A 16,909-nucleotide genomic window follows, 5' to 3' on the forward strand; every position below is an offset into this window, starting at 1 on the left:
CACAAAAGAATTTGTACGCTAAACTATGAGTAAAGAATATATTATTGCTTTTGATCAAGGCACGACGAGCACACGCGCTATAATATTTGATAAAAAAGGGAACATCTGTGGTATTGCTCAAAAAGAATTAACTCAACAGTATCCAAAACCAGGATGGGTAGAACACGATCCGATAGAAATTGTAACCCACCAACAAGAGGTATTTGAAGAGGTTATAGAAAAATCTTCTATCACTATAGATCAAATTGCAGCTATTGGTATTACCAATCAAAGAGAAACCACTGTAGTATGGGATAAAATTACAGGTGAACCCATTCATAATGCCATTGTATGGTTAGACAAACGTACATCAGGAATTTGCGAACAATTAAAAGCGCAAGGACTCGAAGAGTATGTGGCAAAAAACACAGGTCTAGTCATAGATTCTTATTTTTCTGGCACGAAAGCACGATGGATTCTTGATCATATACAAGGCGCACAAGAAAGAGCTGAAAAAGGAGAACTTTTATTTGGGACTATAGACAGCTGGTTGATTTGGAAATTTACACAAGGAAAGCATCACGTAACTGATCATTCTAATGCTTCACGTACATTACTTTATAATATTTTACAATTAGACTGGGATTCAAAAATGCTAGATGCATTACAAATTCCTAAAGCAATGCTTCCTAAAGTACAGCATTCTTCGTCAAATTTTGGGCACTTTACCTACAAAGACCACCAAATTCCTATTTATGGTGTTGCAGGAGATCAACAAGCGTCCCTATTTGGTCAAGGAGGATATAAGTCAGGAATGGCAAAAAACACCTACGGGACAGGTTGTTTTATGCTTATGAATACAGGTAAAAAACCATACCAATCAAAAAATGGTTTATTAACTACACTTTGTGCAAGCTTAGCATCAGACAATATAAAGTATGCTTTAGAAGGAAGTGTATTTGTAGCTGGAGCCTCTGTACAATGGCTACGAGACAAACTTCAGGTAATTGATCATGCAAAAGAAACCGAAGCTATTTGTGAAGTAACAACCTCTGCAGACGATTTATATGTGGTACCCGCATTCGCAGGCTTAGGAGCACCGCATTGGGACATGAAAGCAAAAGGAGCCATTTACGGTCTTACCCTAGATTCGGGTAAAAATGAAATTATCAAAGCTACCGTAGATGCACTTGCGTATCAATCTAGAGATGTGCTCGAGGCTATGGTAGAAGATAGTGGCAAACAAATGAAATCACTTAAGGTAGATGGAGGTGCCACAGCAAATAATTACCTCATGCAATTTCAAGCTGATATTTTAAATGTAGAAGTAGATCGTCCAAAAATGCTTGAAGTCACAGCATTGGGTGCTGCATTTTTAGCAGGTATTCAAGCTGGCTTGTGGACCAAAAAAGATATTGCCAAATTACGAGAAGTAGACACCCTATTTACTCCTGAAATTACAGAGTATACACGTACCAAGAAATATACAGGATGGAAACAAGCAGTAGCACGTACCAAGTCTTCTAATCAAAATATGCTATCCGTTAAAGAAGAAGGACCGATACGTTTTTCTATTTTGGATAGAGACACCCAATTGCGAAGAGCCAAAAAAGAACGTTTTGACCTCATCATTATTGGAGGTGGTGTTACTGGAGCAGGTATTGCACTAGACGCCTCCTCCAGAGGCATGAATGTTTGTTTGATAGAAAAAAATGATTTTGCTTCAGGCACTAGTAATAAATCCACAAAACTCATTCATGGAGGATTACGTTATTTAAAACAAATGGAAATTGGACTTGTAAAAGAGTCTGGTAGTGAGCGAGCAACTGTACACAAACTAGCACCGCATCTCGTTGTTCCAGAAAAAATGCTACTTCCGCTTATTGAAGGAGGAACGTATGGCAAAATGATGACTGCCATCGGATTAAAAGTATACGATTTTCTTGCCAATGTAGAAGGCGAAGACAAGCGTAAAATGCTTACTACAGAAGAAACTGCAAGTAAAGAACCATTACTCAACAAAGAACACCTTGTAGGAGGCGGTTACTATGCAGAATACCGTACTGATGATGCCAGACTTACTATTGAGCTTCTCAAAAAAGCAGCTTCTTTTGGAGCATGTGTGATTAATTACTGCGAAATGAAATCATTTAATTATGATGAGGAAGGAAAAATTAAAAACCTACACTGTTATGATTACAATACTAAAAGTAGCTTTAAACTAAAAGCAAACAATTATGTTTCGGCGGCAGGACCTTGGGTAGATTTAGTGCGAGAAAAAGATCACTCTATGAATAATAAACACCTACATTTAACCAAAGGTGTACACATTGTTTTTTCAAGAGAACGTTTCCCGCTAACTCAATCTATTTATTTTGATGTCCCAGACGGACGTATGATTTTTGCCATTCCAAGAGGCAGATCTACCTATGTAGGAACTACCGATACCAACTATAATGGCAATCTAAATAGAGTAGTCGCTACACAAGACGATGCTACTTATTTATTGGATGCTGTAAACAATATGTTTCCGAGCGTACAACTCACTATAGAAGATATTGAATCTAACTGGGCAGGATTAAGGCCGCTTATTCATGAAGATGGAAAAGACCCATCCGAACTCTCCAGAAGAGATGAGATTTTTGTTTCAAAAACGGGCCTTATCTCTATTGCAGGAGGAAAACTCACAGGGTATCGTAAAATGGCACAGCGCGTTATAGATACCGTATTGAAAAATGTACCTGAAAAGAAAAAACAACATCTCGTAAAATCCCACACAGAACGTATACCGCTTACTTCTAGCCCTTTGACCAATACAAAAGATGTCAATACCTATGAAAAAGAAATTGCTACACAACTCAATACAATGGGAATTAAAGATAAAAACCAAAGTGAATATTTAGCAACTACCTATGGAAAACAGGCAGATGATATCATACAGAAAATAGATTATTTCTTAAATGAATCTGTAGAAGAACGTCTGATACGTGCTGAAGTTTGGTATAGTGTACATCACGAAATGACCAACTCTTTAGCCGATTTCTTTGTACGAAGAACTGGAAGACTCTATTTTGATATACATAGTGTACACAAATACAGACAACTTGTACAGGAAGATCTTATTAAATATTTAGGATGGGATGAAGGACGCGTAATCGATGAAAACAAATGGCTCGATATTTTAGTAAAAGATGCATCACATTACTATGAAAAAGAAATGGAAGCCTAAGCAACAAAACAACTATAACGTTGTAGTAAATCATGAGGTATACGCTTTCGCGAAAGCGTACCCAAAAAGCACCTCTATATTCAATGAAATTTCATATTTTCACTGCAACACTATAAATTAAACAACCTATGGGAATCATTTCATTTATTGGATTTACACTATTAGTAGCAGGATTTGCTTGGTGGAAAACAAGAGGAACCGATGAAAAATCTGCAGACGGATATTATTTAGGAGGAAGAAGCCTTGGCGCTATCACAATTGCAGGATCTTTATTACTTACAAATTTATCTGCAGAGCAAATTGTAGGGTTGAACGGACAAGCTTTTAGCGAGGGAATTCTTGTAATGGCATGGGAAACACTTGCTGCCATAGCTATGGTGATTACAGCTGTATGGTTTCTCCCAAAATATATGAAAGGAGGTATTACCACCATTCCTGAATTTATAGAAAAACGTTTTGATGAAAATACAAAAGCCATACTATCCGTATTATTTTTAATTGCATTTGCCATTGTATTACTCCCTACTATCCTTTATTCTGGATCATTAGCGTTTAGCACCATGTTTGATTTACCTGGTTTATTAGGTTGGGAAGAATCTTCAGTAATTGCCTTATGCGTTTGGAGTATTGGTTTGATAGGTATTGTGTATGCTATTTTTGGGGGTCTAAAAGCTGTTGCTGTTTCTGATTTAATCAATGCTATAGGTTTATTAGTAGGAGGATTATTAATCCCATATTTTGGATTAAAGCTTATTGGTGATGGAGACATGTTTGCCGGACTTAGCACATTGTGGACAGAAAATCAAGATAAATTTGATGTTACTGGAGATGTAACCTCATCAATACCTGTAGGAACTATCTTTACCGGAATGATGATTGCACAAATGTATTATTGGGGAACCAACCAATCTATACTACAACGTGTATTTGGAGCCAAGAGTTTAAAAGAAGGACAGAAAGGAATGATGCTAGCAGCTTTCGTAAAATTCCTGATTCCAGTTATTGTAGTACTTCCAGGTATCATTGCTTGGAATGTATTTAAAGGTGACCTTAGTGCACCAGATCAAGCATACCCACAATTAGTAAAAGAAGTATTACCACCAGCGCTATTAGGATTTTTTGCTGCCGTATTATTTGGAGCTGTGTTAAGTTCCTTTAATAGTTTATTAAATAGTAGTGCAACGCTGTTTGGGTTTGATCTTTATAAGAAGTTTTTCAAGAAAGATGCTTCTGAGCATCAAACGGTAAAAGCAGGAAAGTTATTTGGTCTCTTAGTAGCCGTAATATCTATGAGTATAGCACCTCTTATTGCTAAAGCACCTGATGGATTATTTGATTATATACAACAAGCATTAGGTAGTTTAAGTGTCCCTATTCTTGCTGTTGTTATTATCGGAATTTTGACAAAACATGTACCAGCCCTTGGCGCAAAAGTCGTAATGATTCTAGGAGTCATAATGTATCTATTTAGCTTACTTTATTTAGGACCTAAAATGACAGAATCAGCACTTGATGATAATAATTTAGTAAGTTCAAAGTATATCAATAGCTTAAAAGTTGAAGATGGAGTAGATACCAAAAAAGTATTTTTTGACAGTATCAATGTTACAGATATTGATGCATATGCCGCAAAAGTAAAACTTGTTGAAGCAGAAGCATATCCGCATTTTCTCCATATCATGGGAATTTTATTTGTAGTGAATATCATTATTATGTTAGTCATCGGAATGATAAAACCCAAAACAGACATTTACGTTCCTGAAACCACAGAAGCTATTGATACCACTCCTTGGAAGTATGCATACATTGTAGGAGGACTTATTACTCTATTAGTATTAAGCACCTACTTAATATTTTAATAACCTGAGTACGCTTTCGCGAAAGCGTGTAAAAAACATAAGAAATAGCCTAGCTATTACACACATTTTATATGAAAATAGTTGTTACCGGAGGATTAGGATTTATAGGATCCCACACTGTTGTAGAATTACAAAATAACGGACATGAAGTTGTAATTATAGACAATTGCTCTAACTCTTCTAAAGAAGTATTGCAAGGAATTACCAATATTACAGGGACAACACCTATTTTTGAAGAATTTGACTTGCGTGAAAAACCTAAGGTGATCGACTTTTTTAATAGACATCAAGATATTGCAGGAGTTATTCATTTTGCAGCATCTAAGGCCGTAGGAGAAAGTGTAAAAGAACCATTGCTTTACTATGAAAATAATATCGCTACTTTAATTTATATACTTCAAGAATTACAGAAAAAGGAACAAGCAAGTTTTATCTTTAGTTCTTCTTGTACTGTATATGGACAAGCAGACGAATTACCGATCACAGAAAATGCTCCTGTAAAACCTGCCGAGTCTCCGTATGGGAATACCAAACAAATTGGAGAAGAGATTATAAGAGATACGTGTAAGATTGCATCACAGTTAAAAGCAATATCATTACGTTATTTTAATCCTATTGGCGCACATCCATCTGCAGAGATTGGAGAATTACCTATAGGCGTACCACAAAACTTAGTGCCATTTATAACGCAAACGGCTATTGGACTCAGGGAACAATTAGCTGTATTTGGCGATACCTACCCTACACCAGATGGTACTGCGATACGTGATTATATTCATGTTGTAGACCTTGCAAAAGCGCATGTAGTTGCATTAGAACGTTTATTACAAGACAAAAATAAAGATAATTACGAGGTTTTTAATGTAGGTACTGGTGTTGGAAGTTCTGTCTTGGAAGTCATTACTTCTTTTGAAAAAGCAGCCGATACATCCCTTAATTATAAAATTGTTGATAAGCGAGAAGGTGATGTAATTGCGGCCTATGCAGATACTCATAAAGCCAATGAAGATTTAGGTTGGAAAGCCAAAAGTACTTTAGATGAAGCCATGGCTTCTGCCTGGACATGGGAGCAAAAAGTACGTAATAAGTAAAATAAAAGGTTAAATCCCAAGGCAAACTCTGGACTCGAATAAAAGGAATCGCTCCAGAGATCGAGGTATTAAACCAAGATCCCGCTTAAAAAGCGAGATTAGTTCAACTATTTATTTTGTATGTGTCTTATAGACTTTACAAAATAATGTTTCACTAATAAAACATACTTTATCAATACCTTTGGTGTTTTTTGAATAAATCTGCTGTTTTTCAACTCTCTTAAACGTTGAAAAAATCACTACTTCTTCTATTTAAAATTTAAGAAATACAATGAAGGTTACTAGAGTACATAACAGCTATCTTGTCAAAATGAACAACGAGTGCATCAATATATAAAAGTATATGTATTGTATTTCTAAGGATTTTCTGAATAAATTCCGACATAGCGCCCCTCTACTATGTTAAATTTCCGTTTTAAATGTTATGAAGAAGTTAATTTGTGTCGGGGTTTACCTTTGTATAGGCGATAATTATTTATTTTAGCGCCCTAAAAACTACAAATATGTTAAGAACCTTTATCGTTGCACTATTATTATGCTCTACTATAGTGTATGGACAAAGCCAAGGTGAAAATTCAAGTAATAATGTACTTACTGGGCTTACAAACTTAGGAGCAAAAAAAGCAACCTTTGGATCTTCTTCTATCATCAAAAATGTCAAAAATCCTATAGATGGTACCGTATACCTATATGATGATTGGGCAAATTATGCTACAGTATCATCAGAAGACACCAAAGTACGTTTAAACAACCTTAATTTTAATGCACAACGTAATGCTTTTCAATCTAAAATTGGATTAGATTCTATGTTCACATTTAATTTTAGAAATATAAAAGATATCGTCGTTAAAAATAAAACCTTTAAAAGCGTTTATTCTTCAGTTCATCAAAGAAATAGAGTTTTTGAAGTAATCACTGAAAGTAAAGACTTTTCGATATACAAAGATTACCGTATTGAAATTAAAGCTGGAAATCCAGACCCTCAAAGAGGTTCTCCTAATGACAAATACCTTTTACGTCATGATTATTATATAAATAAAGATGGGACTTTTGAAAAATTTCAACTTAAAAAATCTAAACTCCTAAAAGTAATGGGCGATAAAGCAGATAAGGTAGGAGCTTATATCAAGAGCAATAAATTAAAACTTAAAAAGCCTGAAGACTTTGCAAAAATCATGAAGTATTATAACTCATTATAATACCCAATAAATCCTATAATAAAATCCCTTATGATATATATCATAAGGGATTTTACTTTGAATACAAGTTAGAATAGGAAATATAGGTTGTTAAAGTTGTTAAAAAACCATTCTAAACTTCCCGTAGCATAGCTCTGCAATAGGATAAAAATCAAAATAATCGTACCTTTTAAACTAGTATTCATCATTCTATGAATACTTCTAAAAGATACAATTATGGAAATTTCTTATTTACTACCAAAAAAAATAGGAAAATTAATGTCAACCATCTTCTTATTAATTTTCCTTGGCACCTATACCACAACGACCCTAAATGCCCAAACTGACACATCTATTGTAGCCATCAATGGTCAGGTTGTAAATATTACAACAGGAGCACCTATTATTGCAGCTTCTATCCAAGAAGTAAATAGCAACACAAGTACCATTACAAATACTGAAGGCGCATTTCTATTAAAAATAGACAATACAGAAACTATTGTATTGAAAATTGACGCACTTGGTTTTAAACCTAAAACCATTAATGTAAGCAAAGACAATGCAAAAGATCTTCGCATATCTTTACAAACCGCTAGTATAGAACTCACCGAAGTAAACATAACTTCGTATAAAGACGCTCGTGATCTTGTAGATAAAGTGTTTGAGAAAAAACGTTCAAACTACATCGAAAACAAAACACTGATGACTACCTTTTACAGAGAAACCATCAAAAAAAGAAACAAAAACGCATCACTTGCAGAAGCGGTTTTAAATGTTTACAAACAACCTTACGGAGATTCTAGAGAAGACGTTATTAAGCTTGTAAAATCAAGAAAAAATACTGATTACTCAAAACTTGACACCATTGCTTTAAAACTTCAAGGAGGTCCTTTTAGCACCTTGTATATAGATTTAATGAAATATCCCGAATATGTATTTACTTCATACACTATGGAAGGATATGATTTTGAATTTGGCCCGAGTTCAGAAATTAATGGAACTCCAGTATACACCGTTAATTTTAAACAAAAAGATAATGTCATCGATCCTCTATACAACGGGAAACTGTACATCAACACAAATTCATTAGCATTAGTTAAAGCGACATTCAACTTAAATCTTTCTAATCAAAGTGAGGTCATTAAACTTTTAGTAAAAAGAAAACCAGACAATGTACGTATCAAAGCAAAAAATATAGATTACACGGTCGATTATAGAGAAAAAGATGGCAAATGGTATTATGGTTATAGCAAAGCCAATATGACTTTTGAAGTTAAAAAACGTCGTAGACTATTTAAATCTATTTACTCATTAACCTGCGAAATGGCGGTTACTGATTGGGAACTCTTTGACAACGCTCAAGATTGGACCTCAAGAGATAAGTTAAGTTCATCTATCATTATGTCTGATGAAGCTTCTGGGTTTTCTGATCCAAAATTTTGGGGAGAATACAATGTAATAGAACCTGAAAAATCAATAGAATCTGCTATTCGAAAAATACAAAGACGCTTGCAAAAAGAAGAAGGAAAAACAGAGGCTTCTGTAGGTAAAAAACCATAAAGACTCCTTTTAAATGTAAGTAAATTTCACAAAAGAGACTGTCTAAAAAGAAATCATTCTGTAATAAGAATTCTTTTTAGACAGTCTCTTTTAGTATAACCACTTATGAACACAAATAGAACTATAGATCATATTGTATATGCAGTTTCAGATCTTGATACCGCATGTAAAGAATTTGAAAAGAAATTAGGAGTTACTCCTATATTTGGAGGACACCACACCTCTGAAGGTACAAAAAATGCACTCATCAATTTACAAGACGGTATGTATTTGGAGCTTATCGCCATAGATCACAGTAATAAAAATAGCATGCAAAATAGATGGATGGGTGTAGATGTATTAACAAAAAATCAAATCACACGATTTGCTTTAAAATCTAAAAACTTAGAAAAAGACAGTACCATTTTAAAAAAATACCATCCTGCCATGGGAGGTCTCAAAAACGGATCTCGTCACACAGCAAGTGGCTTAGTATTGCAATGGGAATTACTCATGCCTCTACCCACACCAGAAGTAGAGCTTATCCCCTTTGTACTAGATTGGTCAAAAAGCAATACGCATCCGCATGAATTATTACCAAATATGGGATGCTCATTAGTCGACATTTATGCTACACACCCTACTCCAGAAAAAATACGTCCTTATTTCAAAGAGTTAGCATACAACCTCAACATAGAAAAACAAGAACAAATCACACTACAAGTAACACTTAATACTCCGAACGGAATTATACACTTATAACGATACATCAAATGGCAGTACTTGAAGTCTTAAAAATGGGAAATCCTCTTTTACGAGAAACATCCATTATTGTAGAAAATGAATTAAAAACAAATGAGTTTCAACAAACTATTGATAACCTCATTGATACTATGCGTTTTCAAAATGGCGCAGGTATTGCAGCACCTCAAGTAGGCATTCTAAAACGAGTTTTCACCATGGAAATGGAAGAAAACCATCGCTATCCAAACAAAACTCCATTCCCTATATATATTGCCATCAATCCTGAAATAGAGTTCCTAGATAATACTCTTGTTGATAGTTGGGAAGGTTGCCTATCTATTCCTAACATTCGAGGCAAACTTAAACGTCATAAACGCATCTTATTAAAAGCAACAGATCGCAATGGGGATTATTTTGAAGAAGAATTAGACAACTTTGCTGCTATCGTTGCGCAACATGAGCTTGACCACCTTAATGGAACGTTACTTATAGATCGTATGGAATCTATGGAAACTCTCACATTTCAAGAAGAATATGAGAAGTATTGGATGTGACACATATTCTAGTTGATTTTCACTAGTTCATGCTTAAGTGCATATACAACAAGTCCAGCTATATTACGAACACCTAATTTACTTACTAAGTTTTTTCGATGTCCCTCTATAGTTCTTGCACTTAAAAAAAGGAGTTCTGCAATCTCATTATTTGTATGTTCTTTACAAATAAGTTCCAAAACTTGTAATTCTCTAGGACTAATAGGCACTGGGATATCTAAATCACCCGAGTTCCTTCCTTTATAACGAATAACTTTTTGTAATAGGGAATTTATTTTATCATTAAAATAATAATCATTTTCAAGAACCAATTTTATACTTTCTATGACCTCATCTGGGTGTGCATTTTTAAACAAGTATCCATGAGCTCCAAGTTCTATCATACGAATAATATGTCTTGCACTATCATGCATACTTAAAACAATAATCTTAATAGATGGGAAATTATTAATTAGTTGTGTAGCCGCCTCAAAACCATCCATTTCTGGCATCCTAATATCTAACAACACAATATCTGGCAATTGCAAAGAAGTTCCTATTTTATCTAACAACACCTTTCCATTACTTGCCTCTAGAATGACTTCAAACTGTGAATAGCCTTGCAAAATTTTTGCAATACCAGCTCTAAATAAATCATGATCATCAGCTATAGCTATTTTTATACTGTCTTCTTCTATATTCATACTTATAACTTCAAAGTCAAACATGCTTCCATTCCTTGAGTTTCTACACTTTTAATATCCAATATTGCATCAAGTATTTTTGAGCGATTCATCATATTTTTCATACCACTTCCTTTACTACTAGTATCGTATATAAATCCGTTCCCATTATCTTGATAGCTTAAAGTAAATACTCCCTTATTATATAATATTGACAAGCTTATTTGAGATGCTTTAGCATGTTTAATTGTATTACTTAATAATTCTTTACAAATTCTATAGATGGCCAATTCTTTCGAAAAATCTAAACGTTCTTCTTTCCCTTTACATTCAAAAAGAACAGCCAATTGACCACTTTCTTGTATCTGATAACACAAATCACTTAGCGCTGCTATTAATCCATAATTTTCTAATGCATTAGGAGTAATATCATAAGAGATTTCCCGCACACTATCTAACAACTCATTTAATTGTTGTCTGACACCTCCGATCTTTATGGAGGTTTTTTCTTTAATTGGAGATTGAAAATGGTTTTCTAATCCTGAAATTGACAATAAAATTGTAGAAATCCCACCTCCTATTTCATCATGTAAATCAGCAGCAAAACGTTTACGCTCTTCTTCTTGAATTGCTACAGCAGTCTGAATTAAGCCTTGTTGATAAACTAATTGCTCCTCTATAATTTTACGCTTATAGATTAATACAAATACTATAATAGCAACAGCAAGCACAAACATTCCTGTCATACCAACAATGAGTACTAATGAGAAGTCTTCTGATCGGATCCTATCCATACACCTATTGTAATTAATATATAATGAACGATAAGAAAAATACCATGAACACCCCATACTCCTCTTATCTTATAACTACTCAGGTTAAGCAATAAATCACTAAATTCAAATAATAAAAAACCACTAGAAAAATAAACAAGTACTGCTGCATTTACCCAAAAAGAAGCATTATACTCCAATCTGGAGATTCTTTTTTCTCTAAACATTTTTACATAATAAGCTATGGAGAAAAAAATTAACAACACACTCTCTAAAGACCTACTATTTGTATTAAAAGTTTCTAATGTTTCCCAAAAAACACTATTAACTATAGCAAAAGCAACATATCCAATCCCAATCCAAAAAATTATACGTTTCATGAATACACTTTCAAAAAACAAATAAAAAATAGCAGCCCAACAACAAAACTCTATAACAGTATAATAATGCAATAAGTAAAGATTATTCTCTTTAATGCTCCATAAATACCTAGCTACTGTTGATGTCAAAGCAGAAATAACTAATAGCCCTAAAAGCAACAATTGAATTTTATTTAAATATTTAAAACGCCAAAAAGCAATCACTAATGGCACAATGATAAATACTTGTGCTATTTTAATTATCAAATCATAAAATTGAGTACTTAGAAACATTATTATCACTTATACTAAACTGTATGATATAAAAAACTTAACTCATCACATATATTAGACATAATTTCATCTTTACCACAGGGAGAAATCTCATTTACTTGATATACATCTTTTAACACATCATATCCGCGATTATCCACTCCAACCATAATAGCAAAAACCCTATCATCTGTATCTAATCCAAAATAGATTCGTACTCTAGAAGCATTTGTATCCCTCATAGCTATATGCAATTGATTAATATCAAATAAAAAAGACTTGATATCGTATTGTTTCTGCCAAGCTAATGTCCAAGTAAATGCATCTATTATTGAAATTTCTTGAAGCTGTTCTTTACAATTAGAAGAAGGTTCTTTTAGATATAATAAATCACAATGTACATCGTCTATTTTATTATTCTTATTATGATACAACTCACTTGTCACATCACACGTGGAAGGGCACGGCATAGGAAAGTTATACACCTTACTATTTTGACTATCTCCAATAAGATCTATTTTTGATGAAACACCAACTGCAACCATATCAACTTCTGATGCTTCTTTAAGAGCCATATAAAATCGTATTCCATCACTACCTGTCTCGTTCTGAATACAAGCTAATTCATTACGATGAAATAAAAATGCGCTTAAAGGATACATTCGTTGCCAGCGCTCTGTATATATCTGTGATTCTCTTGCAGATATTACCCTCCAATTGTTATTAGGTCTCATTACTTGCATAAAATATTTATAAATAATTAAATTACAATATTAGAAGAATCTCTCTTGATTTTTATACGTATTTACACGTATTAACCTGTAAAACTGACTACGTATTTTCCCGTAGTAAAATTCAGCAAATTCTACTCTTTCACAAGTATTTAAATCCCACCAACTTTGTTGTCAAATAATTACCACGCACAAAGTTCTTAACAGAAAACTAATCACAGAAACCATTTTATTAATTAAAAACTATACAACTATGAGTAAGCATTCAATAAAAATCAATTCTATTTACTGTGCTCACACCTCAGAAAGCAATATTACAGGAGGAGACGAAGTCTATTTAGTCTGTCAAGCAGATGGAGGAATACCTATTAGAATTCCATACGGAATCAATGAAGCTCATAATATGGAAAAAGGCGACACTTGGAATCTTACCAATAGTGATGAGGACTCGCTCATTCTCAATTTTGATTACGAAGTTCTTGTTACTCTTTGGGATCATGATTTAAATGACGACCCTAATCTAGCTACATATTTACAAAGTCATGATTTTCAACCAGGATCTGGTTCGGGATCTATACGTCTCAAAAATTATAATGATGCAGATTACACGATTAATTACAGTTATATAGATTAATTCAGACTATGCATTAGAAAATCTCAAACATCTTTCGAACAACTTCAAAAGTCTCATAATGAGATCTTCTAATACATAAACTGAGTTTCATCATTCTTCTTAAATTTAAATATAAAAAACATTCATATGAATACGATATTAAAAACACAAATTTCGGCGTATACAGAAAAATATCAATATTTAGGAACCACAGCCGTTACAAAACCTAAGCAAGCGTTAACCATATCTGACACAAAACAAAAAGTACTTAAACAAGCACAACAATGTTGGGAAAATTATAGTACATCTGCTCATGGTGACGCACAATTAAAAACAGTAACAACTACAGACTTACCTACGGCACAAGCAATGGTAGCCAACCTCATCAACAGCCCTGAATTTGCAGATCTGAAAGCAACACTTGATACGCTAGACATTCCTGCAAGCAGTTTTTCTATAGGATTTAATATAGAAGTAGAATTTATCATTGGTTTTGCAGCAACTATAGGAGTAGCTATTGGTATTGGAGATTCTAAAGGAGTAGCTACCTCTGAATTTCTAAGCGTAGGAATTACTGAAGGTATAGATGAAGGTGGCTTAGTAGGTGTACAATTTGGCATTTGGGATAATGCCCCTTCAGATTTAGGAGGGTATGCTTGGAGTACAGAAATAGACCTTGGGTTTGGAGCAGAAATATCTACAGCTGTTTCATATAGTGCATCTGGTGGCATTTTAGGAGCAACATTAACTATAGGGGTAGGTGAAGAAGATGGAATTATGGAAGAAGAAAGTTATACATTTATCATTGGTTCCCAAGAAGGAAATGGAGACAGCTATTTAAGACCTGCGTATCAACCACAAAAAAACAATTTACTTATCGTTACTAGTCTTAAATGTAAACATCCTTCAAATGATGGTGCAGGAAACGAAAACGAAGTTTACTTTACATTCCAAGCAGATAACGAAACAATGTATTACTACCCTACCTATGACTATTACTCTATGAAAGAAGGAGATACTTGGTCCTGTGGTCGCTCTATTTGGTTTAATGAATCCGTAAACATAAAAATATATGATGATGACGGCCTTCACAGTGGTAATGATCTCATGGGTAATTATGCTATTAACCTTTCCAATCTAGTCCTAGGAGAAACAAAGACCTTTAATACTACAAAAGATTATTCTCATGGATTTGATGATATAGAATACACCATCAATGTAAAACTTGTAGCACAAAATGTCCAAAAATAATTGTATTTATAATTTGGAATGAAAATAAAAAAGCTGCTTTAAGATATGTGGCAAGAAAATCTTAAAAGCAGCTTTTAGTAAGTATCCCTACATATATGATAGTTCATCTAGACGCTACAAACGTCTTTTGTTTGCTTTGGGCGTTTAGGGTCTTGTGAAGAATCATATAAAAAAGTAACCTCATCTTATAATCTATGTATGTGTACACATCATTAGATATTCAAAATTACTTTCTAGTTCCACTCTATATGTGAACAAATAAGGTCTAAGGCAACCTCATTCTTTGTAGAATTCTGTTTCGTTAATAATGAGTTTGTAGTAAACTCACAATTACGAATTACCTGAGTAACAATATCATTATCCTTTAAGTAACTGACTACAATATCAAAAGCTGGAATATTTTGCAATTCTTGATCTTCCGAAAGTACCTGTAAAATTAAATTAATATCATCTCTGTTTAATGTCATCGATGCCTTGGCTTCATAAGCATTACATTTTGAAAACACTGGAAATCCATCTATTTCATAATGACTTTCCTCTCCTATTGAATCATCGTAGTTTACAGAAGTAATCCCTGTAATGATTTGATCTAACACACATACTTCTATACTAGACCAAGTATATTGTTGTCCGTTTATAAATGGTAATTCGTTCATGATTATAGTATATTTTATCGTTAGTAAGTATGCTGTGGTTCTAATTTCTTTACCCCAAAAGGGTCTTTAAAACCAAGGTTTATTACAATTTTACGAGCTGTACCTATAGGAGTCACTTCTGCTTTTATTTGAAATACTGAAGTCTCGACTATATTTTGGGAAGGATCTATAAAAAGATCAAATGTTGAAATCTCTCGATTGAAAACCATTCTTTGTAAAGCTTTATTACAAATAGTCTCAAACCCTTTTATAACCGATGGAGCTAGTGAACCAGAAGCATCCAGTAAAATGGAAGAATTCAATTTTGAAAGTAATGCTTTGTGCAACAATCTTGATGCCTTATTAATCGTACGATTATTTTCTATGTATGCAACATCAGAAGTTCCCAATGTTGCGGTATGACTATCATTAAAATAGAATCCTGGTAATCCCATGTACTTTCTTGCAAATACATATCTTCTTTGATTCAGGATCTCAAATTCTGTATGTTTCGTTATTTCCCTACCTCCTATAAGTCCTGCGTTTAAAAACCCTTTTCCCATAAGGTTAAACTGTTCTGCCCACACAATATTTTCAGATATTTTTGCTAAAGAAACTGCTCCTAAAGCCATTCCGACAGCAGCTGTATTTGGATACCTTAATGCATCATCCTGATCCATCGCAATAATAACAGAAACATTACCTGCATTACAATCTGCTAAATCATCTATGGCGAGTATTCCTTTTGAGCACATATTTGCAAACCCTTTCCCTTCTACTAGAACCTCAAAAGGCATATGAGCCGCATACGCTTTATCGGCCTGTAATTGCGCTTCTTGAATAGCCCATTTTGTATCTGCAAAAGAAGTTGTTCCAGAAAAAATAAGCGCAAGTTGACGTATTTCTCCTCTAGCAGCTTCTTGCATTTTTTTGGCTTGACCGGCTACTTCTTTATAGGAAGCTCCCTTTGTAGCCATTATATATAAATCACCTAATGGATTCAATCTGAAATAATGCTCTATTTGATAATATGCAGATTGCCCTTCTATGTCATAAGATTCTGTGATTCCTAATCTTTTTGCATCTTCTAAAGACGTTAAACGAAAAATAGTATCATGTGTTAATCCCTCTGGAGTTATAGCACCGTCAAATAGCAATCCAGATATCATATCATGATTTGGGGTTCTTTTACTTAATATATCAGAAAGATCTTCTACTGCGGTGTCATTTAATGTATTCATAATCAAATTTTACTATCAATCTTGTTAGAATTAGGGCATACAAAAGACAGTATCAAGAAGTATACTTCTTCACATATCTTAGTATTCAGAAAATTAAAATGGGATGCTTTTTAAGGAATAAAAAGCGTTTAAAATTATGCTTGATCGTTGTCTCTAAATAAGAACTGCGCTAATTCTTATAAAACAAACTACTCATTA

15 protein-coding genes are annotated in these 16,909 nt (G+C 33.7%); 9 read left to right on the forward strand and 6 right to left on the reverse strand.

Annotated elements, in window-relative coordinates; genetic code table 11:
* Positions 1-25 precede the first annotated feature (25 nt).
* From glpK to def, 7 genes are all read left to right on the forward strand, one after another.
* A complete protein-coding gene (gene glpK / locus Q1A01_RS17095; RefSeq protein WP_299683414.1) occupies positions 26-3,208 on the forward strand; it encodes a glycerol kinase GlpK in 3,183 nt (1,060 codons plus the stop codon).
* Positions 3,209-3,336: 128 nt separating this feature from the next.
* On the forward strand, positions 3,337-5,067 hold the full coding sequence (locus tag Q1A01_RS17100; protein ID WP_299683415.1) for a solute:sodium symporter family transporter: 1,731 nt from the start codon (positions 3,337-3,339) through the stop codon (positions 5,065-5,067).
* A gap of 71 nt (positions 5,068-5,138) precedes the next feature.
* Positions 5,139-6,158 carry a UDP-glucose 4-epimerase GalE gene (galE, locus tag Q1A01_RS17105; protein ID WP_299683417.1) on the forward strand — a complete coding sequence of 340 codons (1,020 nt, stop codon included), beginning with the start codon at positions 5,139-5,141 and terminating at the stop codon, positions 6,156-6,158.
* Positions 6,159-6,661: 503 nt separating this feature from the next.
* On the forward strand, positions 6,662-7,357 hold the full coding sequence (locus tag Q1A01_RS17110; protein ID WP_299683418.1) for a hypothetical protein: 696 nt from the start codon (positions 6,662-6,664) through the stop codon (positions 7,355-7,357).
* Between the two features lie 216 nt (positions 7,358-7,573).
* On the forward strand, positions 7,574-8,896 hold the full coding sequence (locus Q1A01_RS17115) for a carboxypeptidase-like regulatory domain-containing protein (protein WP_299683420.1): 1,323 nt from the start codon (positions 7,574-7,576) through the stop codon (positions 8,894-8,896).
* 105 nt (positions 8,897-9,001) lie between these two features.
* Entirely contained in the window at positions 9,002-9,637 is a 636-nt protein-coding gene (locus tag Q1A01_RS17120; protein ID WP_299683422.1) for a VOC family protein, read from the forward strand.
* 11 nt (positions 9,638-9,648) lie between these two features.
* The gene (def, locus tag Q1A01_RS17125; RefSeq protein ID WP_299683424.1) at positions 9,649-10,173 is read left to right on the forward strand and encodes a peptide deformylase; all 525 of its coding nucleotides are present in this window, start codon (positions 9,649-9,651) and stop codon (positions 10,171-10,173) included.
* 8 nt (positions 10,174-10,181) lie between these two features.
* Here the strand turns inward: def and Q1A01_RS17130 are convergent, their stop codons facing one another.
* From Q1A01_RS17130 to Q1A01_RS17145, 4 genes are read right to left on the reverse strand one after another with little or no spacing between them, the layout of a single operon-like run.
* Positions 10,182-10,856: a response regulator transcription factor gene (locus Q1A01_RS17130; RefSeq protein ID WP_299683426.1), complete on the reverse strand. Its 675-nt coding sequence runs from the start codon at positions 10,854-10,856 to the stop codon at positions 10,182-10,184.
* Positions 10,857-10,858: 2 nt separating this feature from the next.
* Positions 10,859-11,629 carry a histidine kinase gene (locus tag Q1A01_RS17135; protein ID WP_299683428.1) on the reverse strand — a complete coding sequence of 257 codons (771 nt, stop codon included), beginning with the start codon at positions 11,627-11,629 and terminating at the stop codon, positions 10,859-10,861.
* Positions 11,596-12,234: a hypothetical protein gene (locus tag Q1A01_RS17140; protein ID WP_299683430.1), complete on the reverse strand. Its 639-nt coding sequence runs from the start codon at positions 12,232-12,234 to the stop codon at positions 11,596-11,598. The genes Q1A01_RS17135 and Q1A01_RS17140 overlap by 34 nt, the downstream gene beginning before the upstream one ends.
* Before the next feature lie 41 nt (positions 12,235-12,275).
* Entirely contained in the window at positions 12,276-12,983 is a 708-nt protein-coding gene (locus Q1A01_RS17145; protein WP_299683432.1) for a hypothetical protein, read from the reverse strand.
* Between the two features lie 241 nt (positions 12,984-13,224).
* Between Q1A01_RS17145 and Q1A01_RS17150 the strand changes: the two genes are divergently transcribed.
* Both Q1A01_RS17150 and Q1A01_RS17155 read left to right on the forward strand, forming a co-directional pair.
* Complete coding sequence (locus Q1A01_RS17150; RefSeq protein ID WP_299683434.1) at positions 13,225-13,605, forward strand: hypothetical protein; 381 nt, start codon at positions 13,225-13,227, stop codon at positions 13,603-13,605.
* Positions 13,606-13,731: 126 nt separating this feature from the next.
* Positions 13,732-14,835: a hypothetical protein gene (locus tag Q1A01_RS17155; protein WP_299683436.1), complete on the forward strand. Its 1,104-nt coding sequence runs from the start codon at positions 13,732-13,734 to the stop codon at positions 14,833-14,835.
* Positions 14,836-15,068: 233 nt separating this feature from the next.
* On the opposite strand, the gene Q1A01_RS17160 is transcribed toward Q1A01_RS17155, so the two are convergent.
* Both Q1A01_RS17160 and Q1A01_RS17165 read right to left on the reverse strand, forming a co-directional pair.
* Positions 15,069-15,491 carry a hypothetical protein gene (locus tag Q1A01_RS17160; protein WP_299683438.1) on the reverse strand — a complete coding sequence of 141 codons (423 nt, stop codon included), beginning with the start codon at positions 15,489-15,491 and terminating at the stop codon, positions 15,069-15,071.
* 20 nt (positions 15,492-15,511) lie between these two features.
* Positions 15,512-16,711, reverse strand: coding sequence for a DUF2586 family protein (locus tag Q1A01_RS17165; protein ID WP_299683440.1), 1,200 nt, complete (start codon positions 16,709-16,711; stop codon positions 15,512-15,514).
* Positions 16,712-16,909 lie beyond the last annotated feature (198 nt).

The organism is uncultured Dokdonia sp. (genome assembly GCF_947492815.1).
Taxonomy (GTDB): domain Bacteria; phylum Bacteroidota; class Bacteroidia; order Flavobacteriales; family Flavobacteriaceae; genus Dokdonia.